Annotated in this window: 11 protein-coding genes; 4 read left to right on the forward strand and 7 right to left on the reverse strand. The window is 36.8% G+C overall.

Annotated features, from left to right (window positions below; genetic code table 11):
* Positions 1-174: 174 nt before the first annotated feature.
* On the reverse strand, positions 175-882 hold the full coding sequence (locus HXN26_RS02225; protein WP_025000372.1) for an ABC transporter ATP-binding protein: 708 nt from the start codon (positions 880-882) through the stop codon (positions 175-177).
* The gene (locus HXN26_RS02230; RefSeq protein ID WP_025000373.1) at positions 882-1280 is read right to left on the reverse strand and encodes a hypothetical protein; all 399 of its coding nucleotides are present in this window, start codon (positions 1278-1280) and stop codon (positions 882-884) included. The genes HXN26_RS02225 and HXN26_RS02230 overlap by 1 nt, the downstream gene beginning before the upstream one ends.
* A gap of 247 nt (positions 1281-1527) precedes the next feature.
* Between HXN26_RS02230 and HXN26_RS02235 the strand changes: the two genes are divergently transcribed.
* The 4 genes from HXN26_RS02235 (at position 1528) to HXN26_RS02250 (ending at position 7271) form a co-directional block, all read left to right on the forward strand.
* The gene (locus tag HXN26_RS02235; RefSeq protein WP_337954473.1) at positions 1528-1701 is read left to right on the forward strand and encodes a hypothetical protein; all 174 of its coding nucleotides are present in this window, start codon (positions 1528-1530) and stop codon (positions 1699-1701) included.
* 361 nt (positions 1702-2062) lie between these two features.
* A complete protein-coding gene (gene miaB, locus HXN26_RS02240; RefSeq protein ID WP_273158414.1) occupies positions 2063-3394 on the forward strand; it encodes a tRNA (N6-isopentenyl adenosine(37)-C2)-methylthiotransferase MiaB in 1332 nt (443 codons plus the stop codon).
* Between the two features lie 39 nt (positions 3395-3433).
* Positions 3434-5293, forward strand: a complete 1860-nt coding sequence (locus HXN26_RS02245; protein ID WP_273158415.1) for an ABC transporter ATP-binding protein — start codon at positions 3434-3436, stop codon at positions 5291-5293.
* Positions 5294-5297: 4 nt separating this feature from the next.
* Positions 5298-7271 carry an LTA synthase family protein gene (locus tag HXN26_RS02250; RefSeq protein WP_273158416.1) on the forward strand — a complete coding sequence of 658 codons (1974 nt, stop codon included), beginning with the start codon at positions 5298-5300 and terminating at the stop codon, positions 7269-7271.
* Positions 7272-7438: 167 nt separating this feature from the next.
* Here HXN26_RS02250 and HXN26_RS02255 read toward each other — a convergent pair whose 3' ends face one another.
* The 5 genes from HXN26_RS02255 to HXN26_RS02275 all read right to left on the reverse strand — a co-directional run bounded on the left by HXN26_RS02255 (position 7439) and on the right by HXN26_RS02275 (position 12537).
* Positions 7439-8326, reverse strand: coding sequence for a DMT family transporter (locus HXN26_RS02255; protein WP_273158417.1), 888 nt, complete (start codon positions 8324-8326; stop codon positions 7439-7441).
* Between the two features lie 362 nt (positions 8327-8688).
* Entirely contained in the window at positions 8689-9546 is an 858-nt protein-coding gene (locus tag HXN26_RS02260) for a LicD family protein (protein WP_273158418.1), read from the reverse strand.
* A 21-nt stretch (positions 9547-9567) separates the two neighbouring features.
* The gene (locus HXN26_RS02265) at positions 9568-10515 is read right to left on the reverse strand and encodes a lysophospholipid acyltransferase family protein (protein ID WP_273158419.1); all 948 of its coding nucleotides are present in this window, start codon (positions 10513-10515) and stop codon (positions 9568-9570) included.
* Positions 10516-10725: 210 nt separating this feature from the next.
* Positions 10726-11301, reverse strand: a complete 576-nt coding sequence (locus HXN26_RS02270; protein WP_273158420.1) for a hypothetical protein — start codon at positions 11299-11301, stop codon at positions 10726-10728.
* Between the two features lie 186 nt (positions 11302-11487).
* Positions 11488-12537: a CDP-glycerol glycerophosphotransferase family protein gene (locus HXN26_RS02275; protein ID WP_273158421.1), complete on the reverse strand. Its 1050-nt coding sequence runs from the start codon at positions 12535-12537 to the stop codon at positions 11488-11490.
* Positions 12538-12600 lie beyond the last annotated feature (63 nt).

Genomic DNA, 12600 nt, shown 5'->3' on the forward strand with positions numbered 1-12600 from the left:
GCTTGTCAATACAAGCTTTATGCTGAAATATTGTTTTTAAGGAACGACTATTTAAAACTTATCACATATCGCAGCAAAAATTCTAACAAGTGATATTTCTTTTGTAATACGTTAGCAATTTAAAGGATTCGTTTTTCATGGTTTTAATAATGCTGTGTTGGCTCTACTATGATGCTATTCCAATAGTTTTGTTATTTGCTCTTGAACTTTCTCAGCAGGTACAACATGCAAACCACTCTTGTCTAATTCTACCAATCGGTCGGCAATGCGCAGTGCTAATTCCAAATCGTGGGTGGAAAGGAACACCACCTTATCAGTTTCTTTTGCCAAACGATGGAGAAGTTGCAGCATTTCAACCTTCGATGGAAAGTCTAAAAACGATGTGGGTTCGTCTAATAAGATAATGGGTGTTTGTTGTGCCAATGCTTTTGCTATCATTACTTTCTGACGTTCGCCATCGGATAATGTCTGTACCATCCTGTTTTTCAAGTGATTGATTCCCACCATATTGATAGCTTCAGCCACTATTTTTTGGTCGTTATCGCTGAGCTTTCCCCAAAAGCCTGTATAAGGCATACGTCCCATGCCTACCATTTCGGTAACATTAAGGTTTTGCACATCGGTTTTATAGGTGAGAACAATACTGATGTACTTCGCACGTTCGCGCTGCGAAAGCAAGTCAATATCGCGACCATCCAGCAGAAGTCGGCCGCTAAGTTTCGGCAGAAATCCTGTCAAGGTTTTCAGTAAAGTAGACTTTCCTATACCATTTGAGCCTATCAAGCAAGTAAGTTCTCCACTCTTTATTTCTACATTTATGTCGGTTACAACAGGCGCAAATCCCTTATAGCCCACCGATAGTTGTTCGAGCGATATTTTCATTAGTTCGCTTGCTGATTTAATATGCCGTGCAAGTTAGCAATTTTCTTCTTTCTTTCAACAGAGTAAACGCTTTGCTTTTCGTCTACGTACGCAAATAAAAGATACGCTTTATTAAGTAACATACTGCGCAAAGGGTTTGTTTTGTAGCTGCCTTCTGCATATAAAAGTTCAGCTAACATCTCTAAACGATCGATTCTTTCCTTGTCGTCCCATTCGTTATTAGCATAGCAGATTAACTCTTCCACGCTCATGTTACGCAACAGAGTGTAATCTCCAATATACTGACGATACATATCTTTCAGAATATCGTCGCGCTCGTCTTCTTTCTTTTTCATCATAACGGCAAGCGCAGTTGCAAATTCTTCTACCAATCTAAGGAAATAATCTTGTTGTATCATAACTTTATATGTATAATCATAAAACTACGACAAAGGTAATAAAACTTTTAAGAACAGAAAGTAGTTCCTATTTATTTTGTAGCAACAAAGATAGTTTACTACGATACTTAAAGCATCGTTGAGAAGGGGAAACAAGTAAGTTGTATATTATTTAACATTCGTTTGATACTATTTGTCGGTAAAAAGTTATCTTTGTGCTAATTTAAATAAATATCAACACATAAGTTAGACTTTTAAAATATAAATTATGAGTGCGTTTATTGCTATTATTCCGATTGTCTTACTCTTCATTCTTATGTTAGGTTTGAAGATATCAGGACACAAGAGTGCTTTTATTACGTTGCTCGTTACCATTGCAATAGCATTATTCATCGCGCCTGCTATGATTTTGTACCAGAAAGCTTTACGCTTATTGGTGTGAGCTGGGCTGTCGTGGAAGACGTATTGAAAGCTGTGTTTCTAATTCTCATTATCATTTCAATCGGCGGATTGATGGTTCTACTTGCTGTTTGATAAGCCATCGTAAGAATTTCTTGATTACTTCGAGAAATATATCCAGAAGAAGAAGATATTGAGAATACTAATATCCTTTCTTTTCAAATATGACGTCATATTCGCCAAAATATGACGTCATATTTTGCGAAAAATGACGTCTTATTTATTTTAGCATCTATTCAGCACTACCTTTTTTAAGGTTCATAATTTATAAGTAAGGTGTAAATGCTTGCTATTCTGATAACAAATGCGTACCTTTGCACGCTGACAAAACAAAAGAAAATTTAATGAAAAAACTCTATATAGAGACATACGGCTGCCAAATGAATGTGGCAGACTCGGAAGTTGTTGCTTCCGTTATGAAGATGGCAGGATACGATGTGTGTGAGAACGAAGATGAGGCTGACGCTATTTTCCTCAATACTTGTTCCATACGAGAGAATGCAGAAAATAAGATTTATAACCGCTTGGAAACTCTTTATGCCGAAAAGAAAAAAGGTAGAGAGGTTATTCTCGGTGTGTTAGGTTGTATGGCAGAGCGTGTACGCAAAGATTTAATAGAAAATCATCACGCTAATCTTGTTTGCGGACCAGACTCGTATCTAAATTTACCTGAAATGATAGCACGCTGCGAAAATGGACATAATGCAATGGACGTAGATCTTTCTACTACGGAAACTTATCGTGACATAGTTCCACAACGTATTGGCGGTAATCGCGTATCGGGCTTTGTAAGTATTATGCGTGGTTGTAATAATTTCTGCCACTATTGCATCGTACCATTTACACGAGGAAGAGAACGTTCTCGCGATGTAGAAAGTATTTTGCGTGAGGTTAAAGACTTGCACGATAGAGGTTTCAAAGAGGTTACGCTATTAGGTCAGAACGTAAACTCATACGGATTATTAGCAAATGGAAAGCGCCCAGAAAACGGAACTTCCTTTGCTGAATTATTACGTTTAGTTGCACAAAGCGTACCCGATATGCGTGTACGTTTTTCAACTTCCAATCCAGAAGATATGACAGAGGATATTCTGCATGCAGTAGCCGACGAGCCAAACCTTTGCAACCACATTCACTTCCCAGCACAAAGTGGAAGTAATACCGTACTGAAGAATATGAACCGCAAATACACCCGCGAAGATTATTTGGAAAAAGTCGCAGCTATTCGCCGAATTATTCCGAACTGCGGACTTACAACCGACATCTTTGTGGGCTACCATAACGAGACATTAGAAGACCAAGAACTTACGCTCTCTTTGGTTCGTGAATGTCAATTCGATTCTGCTTTTATGTTCAAATATTCTGAACGTCCTGGAACTTATGCAGCAAAGCATTTACCCGATAACATTTCGGAAGAGGAAAAGGTACGCCGTCTGAATGAACTTATCAAACTTCAAACCGAGATTTCTGCAATTCAAAACAAGAAAGACGTAGGCAAGGAATTTGATGTACTGATAGAACGTTTCAGCAAACGTAGCCGAGAGCAACTTATGGGCCGCACCGATCAAAACAAAGCCGTTATCATTCCACGCGGCAACCATCATATTGGTGAAACTGTGCGTGTCCGCATAACAGATTCAAGTTCAGCTACACTCATCGGAGAGGTAGTGGAATAAGATTACAGCTCTTCATTTAAACATATAACTTTGTAAGTAATGAAAGAATTTCTCCAAATATTGCGAAGGTTTGTTCCACCTTATAAAAAGTTTCTTGTAGGGTCGGTAATCTTCAATATCCTGTCTGCATTACTAAATATCTTCTCTTTTGCAGCACTCATTCCTTTACTCCAAATACTTTTTAAAGTAAATACGGGTATAAAAGCAACTCATTTAGTGGCGTGGAGCGATGGTTCTTTTAAAGAAGTGTTGGCAAACAATGCCGACTATTACACACAGATGTTTATCACAGACTGGGGACCAACAACAACTTTACTTATTATTGGTTTAATGATGGGCTTTATGACATTCATGAAAACAGGTGCCTATTTCCTGTCTTCAGCTTCTATTATCCCAGTAAGAACAGGCGTTGTTCGCGATATTCGCAATCAGCTTTACCAAAAGATCACATCACTTTCGCTTGGTTTTTTCAGTGAAGAGCGAAAGGGAGATATTATTGCCAGAATGAGCGGTGATGTGCAAGAAGTAGATACTTCCGTAATGTCTTCGCTTGATTTGCTATTCAAAAACCCAATCCTTGTATTGATTTACTTCATTACCTTGATGGTTATATCGTGGGAACTGACTGTTTTCACCCTACTTTTTGTTCCAATTTTTGCTTGGTTTATGGGCATTGTAGGAAGGAAATTAAAGCAAAATAGTATTACTGCACAAGCCCTTTGGAGCGATACCATGAGTCAAGTAGAAGAAACTTTGGGTGGACTACGCATCATCAAGGCTTTTTGTGCTGAAGGTATGATGAACGATAGGTTTCATAAAGTAAACTCAATGTATCGCAGCGACATTATGCGCGTAAACATTCGACAACAGATGGCTCATCCTATGAGCGAGTTCCTGGGCACAATTATGATTATTGTTGTCTTGTGGTTTGGCGGTACACTTGTATTAGGAGAGTCTCCTGTCATCAGTGGTCCTACCTTTATTTATTATTTAGTCATTTTATATAGCATTCTTAACCCATTAAAAGAAATATCAAAAGCGGGCTACAACATTGCAAAAGGTTTGGCCTCAATGGAGCGAATAGACAAGATATTGATGGCAGAAAACAGCATTAAAGAAGTGGAACAACCCAAGCATATTGAGGCTTTCAACCACCAAATAGAGTTCCGCAACGTCAGTTTTGCATACGATACGATTATAAAAGAAGATGGTACAACAGAGCCAAAATGGGTTTTGCGTAACATCAACCTGAATATACCAAAAGGCAAAACTATTGCACTTGTAGGACAAAGTGGTAGCGGAAAATCTACATTACTCGATCTGATTCCTCGTTATTACGATGTACAAGAAGGCGAAATACTGATTGATGGTATCAATATCAAAGAACTCGGACTACACGATTTGCGCCACCTTATTGGCAATGTAAACCAAGAAGCCATTCTTTTTAACGATACATTCAAGAATAACATTTCGTTTGGGGTGTCGGCTGATGATAACAAAATTGCTGAAGCTGCTAAGATTGCCAATGCTCATGACTTTATCTCGCAGACAGAAGAAGGTTACGAAACAAATATTGGCGACCGTGGAAGTAGACTTTCTGGTGGACAACGCCAACGTGTTAGCATTGCCCGTGCCATTTTAAAAAACCCTCCTATTCTTATTCTTGACGAAGCAACTTCAGCACTGGATACTGAAAGCGAACGTTTAGTGCAAGAAGCACTCTACAAGCTAATGAAGACTCGTACTACAATTGCAGTGGCACATCGTCTTTCAACGATTAAAAATTCAGATGAAATTTGTGTTATGCACGAAGGAAAAATCGTAGAAAGAGGAACACACGACGATTTAATGAAGATTGGTGGATATTATAAGAAACTGCACGATATGCAAGAAATTTAATCCTATGATAGTTTCAAGCAAGAAAGATTTATTATTTAAAACTTTGCAACCCATGTTTTCATTGGTTGCAAATGTTGTATTAGCATACTTCATTTACTTTTTTGCTCGCTTAGCTTATCTGCTTGAAAACTATTCTTTCTTTAAAGAGGGATTAAATTTTGGACATTTAATGAGAATATTCCAAGGTGGTTTAATGTTCGATACTACAGCACTTGTTTATAGCAATGCACTCTATATTCTACTAATGCTGTTCCCTCTTTGGTTAAAAGAAACAAATGCTTATCATCGTTTTTGTCGGTGGTTGTTTGTTATTGTAAATTCAATTGGCTTATTCTTAAATCTTTGTGATGCCGTTTATTTCCCTTTTACATTACGCAGAACCACAACCAGTATATTCCGTGAATTTAATAACGAAAATAATTTAGGAAGTATCTTCGCCACAGAACTTCTTAACCATTGGTATTTTGTATTGTTTTTCGCAGTTGTTGTGTGGGGAATGTATAAACTTTATAGAATGCCTAAAAGTAAAGTTCCCGACTTCAATACTCCAAAAACGAAAAGGCAATTTGCTGGAATCAATTTTCTTTCCTTAGCACTTGCTGCAGTTTTATGTGTTGGCGGAGCACGTGGTGGATTACAAAGTGGAGTGCGTCCTATTACAATTAGTAATGCCAACGAATATGTAAAACGTCCTATTGAGTGTGCTTTAGTACTAAATACACCTTTCGCACTGATGCGAACCATCGGTAAAAGCATTTTTAAAGTACCCACAACTTTTGCATCTCTTGACGAAGCTGCAAAGGTTTTCACTCCTATTCATACGCCCGATGCGAAAGCAAAAGCCAACAAAAAGAATATTGTCATACTGATTATTGAAAGTTTTGGACGCGAATATATTGGCGCATACAATACACAACTCGAAGGCGGACGCTACAAAGGTTATACCCCCAACGTAGATAAGCTTATCAAAGAAAGTACTGTATTTGAATATTCGTTCGCTAACGGACATAAAAGTATTGACGGAATGCCATCTTCCTTATGCGGTATTCCAATGTTCATAGAACCTTTTATCCTAACTCCTGCATCCATGAACGATTACACCGGAATTCCAGGACATCTTTCAAAATGGGGCTATCAAACAGCCTTTTTCCATGGAGCCAACCGCGGTTCTATGGGCTTCCTTGCCTTTGCCAATAAGATAGGTTTCCAAAAATACTATGGCAGACAGGATTATGCGCAGGACAAACGTTTCGGAGGAGATGCCGATTTCGATGGAAACTGGGGCATCTGGGACGAACCTTTCTTGCAATATTATTGTGCAAAGATGGGCGAAATGAAACAACCCTTTATGACTGCTCTCTTTACTGTTTCGAGCCATCACCCATTTGTAGTGCCAGATAAGTATAAAGATAGTTTAAAAGAAGAACAGTTGCCTATTCATAAATGCATTCGTTATACCGATATGGCCATTGGTCGTTTCTTTGAAAGTGCCCGCAAGCAACCTTGGTTCAAAAATACTATCTTTATATTGGTAAGCGATCACACAAATCAAAGTAACCACCAACAATACAAAACTGACATTGGTGAATTTAGTGCACCTTTTATTCTCTACGATCCATCGGGCGAAATAAAACCAGGGATGCGTAATGGAATCGCACAACAAACTGATATTATGCCGACTATCTTCGGCATCTTAGGCTATAACAAGTCCTATCTCTCGTTTGGTTGCGACCTTCTCAATACGCCACCTCAAAAAACTTATGCACTCAACTATATCAACGGAGTATATCAATATACAAAGAACGGTTACACAATGCAGTTTGATGGTAACCAAGTGACAGGCATTTATAGTTTGAAAGACTTACTGATGCAGCACAACCTTATGGGTAAAGTACCCGAACAAGCACAGATGGAAAAAGAACTAAAGGCTATTATTTACCAATATATGTACCGCATGGTAAATAACGAACTCAGATAAGTGCTGTATTTGATCTAGAAATTCCACAAACAACATGTCTTATTGTAATAAAGAGACAACACTAAGTTTTTATGAAATATATAAGCTGATAAAGAAACCTTTATCAGCTTTATTTTTATTTCCTATTCTTAGTAGATTAGCATTAGGACTTGATTTTCTTAATATCTTTAACCCGTTTTACGTTTGCTGAGCACCAATATAAGTACTGCAGCAATGATAAGCACAAAACCAACAACGATAGGAAGTGTCAGCGGTTCGCCAAAAAGAAGAATACCCACACACATTGCTGTCATAGGTTCAAATACTCCAAGCACAGCAGCCATCGTACTACTTATCTGCTTTAGCGAGATTATAAGTGTTACGTTGCTAATAGCAGTAGGAAGCAAACCCAATAAAAATAAATTGATAAGCTGACTATTTGTTTCTATCGGATCGATACGACCTTGAGTAAAGGTTCCATAGAGAGTTAAAATGAGCATCGCAAAGAAAAAGATGAAGAAAGTAAGCTTTAGCGATGGCATTTTACGAATACGCATTCGTGGAAAAGCAACCATATAAACAGCATAAAGAAAACCTGAAGCAAGAAGTAAAAACAATCCAGTTAACCCTTTCATACTGCTGCCCCCATCAAGAATTCCAGAAAGAAAGAACACACCAATAAAAGCGATGGCAATAGAGATTGCTGTAGTTGCCGATAATTTTTCGTGCAGAAAAACTACCGATAGCAGACAAGTCCATACAGGATAAGAAAAAAGCAACGTGGTTGCAATTCCGCTGGCCATATAGTTATAGCCTTCGATAAGAGTAATAGACGACACTGCATAAACAGCAGAAAGAAACAATTTTCGTAAGAAATCGCCAAAAGCAATCCACATACGAGTGCGGTGAAACATAAGCATACCTAACATGGCAAGACAGCCAAAGGCATAACGATAAATTAAAACAGATGTTGAATGCATACCTGTAGCAAGCACAGGAACGGCAAAAAGAGGAATTAGTCCGAATGTAATGCCTGAAATACTGGCATTGAAAAAACCTTTTATTGTAGGTGACATCTAATAATTTGTTATGATGGAGATACAGGCATTTTGCCATAGTGCTTTTATTTTGTGGGGCGCACTAATTTCCTTTACTCCTTATTATATTGGTATGAAATGTTATTTTTGTGTCTATATATTAAGCCAAAACGAGCTTATAAATTGTATCTTTGTAACACTTTGCGAGTACAAAGTTATAAAGATGTTTTGCAATAAGTCTGAAAAAGCTCATTGATTTTGATATTATTAACGGCAAAGTGATAGAACAAGATGAAATTATAAAGTCCTATCAAACAAAGTAACTATAGTTGCAGTTATGTACTTTTGTTTGATAACGTACACTTACTTTAAGAAACAACACAAGTTGAAAAGACTTACACCTATCTCTTCAGAACAGAACCTTTATAGTCTTTGTAAGGCGACTTCATATCCATATAACAAAAATTCTGAGGCGGTATGTTTTTGGGTAATTCCATATAATTGCCATAACAACAAGAAAGATAAATATCGGGTTTTGCCACTCCCATTAGTTCTATTCCTTCGAACACAATAGGTGTTGGCGTACCATATACTTCTTTTGGAAGTATTCCTCGTTTAGGACTATTGTCATGGTCGGCTACTAATTTACTATTTATATAAGAATATTGCGACTGAATTTTAGTGAGAACACGATGTATTTTTTGTGGCGAAAATATTTTTTGTAGTGTTTTATAAAACAAGCAACCTATGCCTTTACCGTGTTTGTAGGGGTCGCGCTGCGAATAATAAAGCAGTTTGTTTACAAAGTTATAGCGCATATAATGGAACTTACAGGCAAGTTTGTTTTCTGTAATTCCATCAATAGGAAATACATCTACAGGAATACCACCTAAGAAATTGAAACTACGGCGTAAAATATAAGTAGTTCGTTTGTCTTGTATGCGTGCAAATTGGTATGGATAATGGCAATTCTTCTCATAATCTACAAGTTCATACTCTTTAGGCAACCATTCATTAGCGTGTTTCAACAGAATTTCATAGTCTGGACGTGGCAATGCAACATCTGCATCGTCGTCCCATGGAATAAAACCTTGATGACGTACAGCACCTAACATTGTGCCAGCAATCATAAAATATTGCAAATTATGCTCTCTGCAAACCTTATCTATGGCTTTTAAAATGCCCAATATAATGTGTTGCATTTCTTTTGTTTCCTCAGGACTTATGCGTTTTTCGTCTTTCATTTTTGGCATATTCATACTTGTTATAAAACTGTTGAATTAGTTTGTATGTTTCTTTCTTAGTACTTTTCCATCTACAACTTCCCACTTTTCGTTAAATTCTTCTCGTGTTCGCTTCCATCTGTTATGACTCCACAGATAGTAGCAAGGAGCATTTTTAATATTTTCTTCGAGCATTCGGAAGTATATATCTGTTATTTCAAATTCTGAAGTTTTGGTTAGACAATCGGTCATAAGTTTCATTTCGCATTCATAATATCCGCGTTTAGGTCTACGCATATATCCGTAGAAACTTACCTGATTAGTATGTCGAATTATACGTTCGGCACCTGTAAGCACAGGTGTATCGTGGTGAAGAAAATCTACCCAATGATGTATATTCCACCAAAGAGGTGTTTGGTCTGCAATATAACCTACAACAAGCGACTTGCTATTACGCTTAAAGCCGATAATTTTTCGTAGCGATTCCTGCATAGGAATACAGAGAGCATTTTGTCGTTCGCGAACTTCTTTGAACAAATGGTCTAATGGCTCATTCTCTAAAGGGTGATAAAGTTCGCAACATTGCACATGTTCTGGAATCCAATAAGGTATAGATGTTATCCATTCCCAGTTGCAATAGTGACCGAGATATACTGCACACGAACCACCATTATTCAGCACTTCGTTGAATTTCTCCATACCCGTAAACTTCATACGCTTACGCAACTCATCGGGAGACATAGACATTAGCTTAATGGTTTCAACGATATAGTCGCAAAACCAATGGTAAAATCCTTTTTCAATATTGAGTAGTTCGGCTTTTGTTTTATCAGGAAAGCTTTCTTTAAGGTTCTTCCGAATAACCTTACGACGATATTTTACCACCTTAGCAACAAGGAAGTAAAGACAGTCGGAAAGTAGAAAAAGCAAACTAAATGGTAACAGCGAGAGTATAAACCAAGCGCTATATGCCATTCCGTAAAGTATTTTATTTTTGATATTCATCTGTTTTCTGTTTGTTAATACGTATGCATAGGAGGTACTAAGCTTGTACGTTGTCAAACAAAAGTATACAACTGCAAATGTAGCTATTTACTTTGAAATGCCATTATTTTATCATCATAAATTCTATAATAAGTCGTTCTTCAAAGTCCAATTTTGTTCATCTTTTTATTTCTCTCTTAAATACCGCGTTGCTTGTTTAGATAAAAATAATTACCAAGTACCTATAAAAACGGAAAGTTGAGATACTTTTTTAAGAAAAATATCCTCATAGTGAACGTTCGTTTCTTTAAAACGTATGAATCCAAAGCCTGTATCATCATGAGGATAGACAATTAGTCCTAATTTATCAAAAAAAAAGAAACAATGTCCGTCAATTTCGTCGTCCATCATCACCAACAAAGATAGCATAGAAACAATATCATAATCGGAGCTTTGAAAACTCTTAAAACCTAAAGTTAAACAATTAGGATTATCGTAAACAGAGGCATTCGTTACTTTTATATACTTAAAATCAATCAGATACTTTTCTATAAATCTTATGTAATTGCTTACATTGCTGGAAATTAGTGTATGTTCTTTTACTTTAAAAACATTAGAAACAATGGTTACATTATTTGAATATTCTCTGAAGAAGGATATAAAATTATCAACTATTTTATTTGCACGAAAAATGGTAAAGGGCTTATTTCTTTTGCAATATCCTTTCCAGCCTTTACTATCTGTATATGAGTTTAAATTTATCCTTTCCTGAATATTAAAATTTGAGGTTTCCATTATCATATTCATCTATTTATTTTCTTCCACTTTTTTTATAATTAAAAAATAAAAAATTATAATTATAAATTTTGAATTTGTAATTATAAAACTTCAAGTTTTTAATTATAATTTTTTTGGGGCATAATTACAGCAAAAAAAGTAGTCGTTGCACTTTGACGACATAAAAAAAGAGTTTATTGTATAAGGATTTAATAATCAGCGTTTTACTATTCCAAAAGTTTTAATACTCGTGTACTTTCTCCAAAGATTAAGTTTGCGCTGTCGGGGCACACCATAGCGGTCAATAAATTCACGTGCAGCGTTTAGCATTCTGTGCGCACATTGTCCGTCAAGATAAGGGTCGTAGTTATCTATCACCCATTTGCGAAGTGCAGCAATCTCTTTATTCGTAAAAATATCATCGTAAGCTTCACAAAGTTGGGAAGCATCGGTAATATTTTTCCAATACAAATCTTTCGATATAGCATTGAGAGTAATAACTGGTTTGTCCATTAACAACGCCTCGTAAATAGCCGATGATGTATCGCTTACTACCAAATCAGACATCAAAAGGAATTGCGTAAGGGAAAATTCGCCTACCATTATAATGTTTTTATTACCATCGGCAAGTGTTCGGCAAGCTTCTACCCATTCAGATTTGGTCAAAGGGTGCAACTTTATGATAACCAATACACGGCGTGTATCAGCAAGTTTACGCAGGTCGTCAAGAATAAAAGGTATTGATGTTAATTTGGGAGAGAATGTTGGTGCATAAACTACTATGTGCTCACAAGCATGTTTTTGCAACAATTCTGCCTTCTCCTTGTCGAAATCATGGCGATGCGCATAGATATAATCTTGACGAGTCCAGCCTGTTTCTACTACAGAAAAATCGCCATACTTCTTTGCTAATGCCGAAAAATGACTTGTAAAGTAAGGACCTTGTGTACAGTAAATGTCGAAATATCGGCGTATTACCCAATGGTCTTTCTTTTCGGCTGCATAGCCGTGGAATATCTGAATTTTTACTCCTGGCAAATAATATGGAACAATATTTCCTGGAACGTAGATAGCTTCAGGACTGAAGTCGAAACTTTCTTGTATACTGTTAGTCCACTTCACACTATCCTTTAGTGGGAAATCGGGAATTTTTTCTTTGTGAACATACCACAAGACATCGTTTCCACCTTCGTTATCGGCTTCTGTCTGAATAGGCTGTAGAATATCTACGGCATATTTGTTCTCGCAAAATAGTAAAATGCGCATTGCTGTTATATTTTTGTGCAAAGATACTTTAATTCAACGACAAAGCGAAAAAAAAACTGTAAC

It is taken from the genome of Prevotella aurantiaca (genome assembly GCF_015262605.1).
GTDB lineage: Bacteria > Bacteroidota > Bacteroidia > Bacteroidales > Bacteroidaceae > Prevotella > Prevotella aurantiaca.

Coding starts and splice junctions, on each gene's coding strand:
- HXN26_RS02250 (WP_273158416.1), top strand. CDS start 5,298: ATGATAGTTTCAAGCAAGAAAGATTTATTATTTAAAACTTTGCAACCC.
- HXN26_RS02265 (WP_273158419.1), bottom strand. CDS start 10,515: ATGAATATCAAAAATAAAATACTTTACGGAATGGCATATAGCGCTTGG.
- miaB (WP_273158414.1), top strand. CDS start 2,063: ATGAAAAAACTCTATATAGAGACATACGGCTGCCAAATGAATGTGGCA.
- HXN26_RS02275 (WP_273158421.1), bottom strand. CDS start 12,537: ATGCGCATTTTACTATTTTGCGAGAACAAATATGCCGTAGATATTCTA.
- HXN26_RS02230 (WP_025000373.1), bottom strand. CDS start 1,280: ATGATACAACAAGATTATTTCCTTAGATTGGTAGAAGAATTTGCAACT.
- HXN26_RS02225 (WP_025000372.1), bottom strand. CDS start 882: ATGAAAATATCGCTCGAACAACTATCGGTGGGCTATAAGGGATTTGCG.
- HXN26_RS02245 (WP_273158415.1), top strand. CDS start 3,434: ATGAAAGAATTTCTCCAAATATTGCGAAGGTTTGTTCCACCTTATAAA.
- HXN26_RS02235 (WP_337954473.1), top strand. CDS start 1,528: ATGAGTGCGTTTATTGCTATTATTCCGATTGTCTTACTCTTCATTCTT.
- HXN26_RS02255 (WP_273158417.1), bottom strand. CDS start 8,326: ATGTCACCTACAATAAAAGGTTTTTTCAATGCCAGTATTTCAGGCATT.
- HXN26_RS02270 (WP_273158420.1), bottom strand. CDS start 11,301: ATGAATATGATAATGGAAACCTCAAATTTTAATATTCAGGAAAGGATA.
- HXN26_RS02260 (WP_273158418.1), bottom strand. CDS start 9,546: ATGAATATGCCAAAAATGAAAGACGAAAAACGCATAAGTCCTGAGGAA.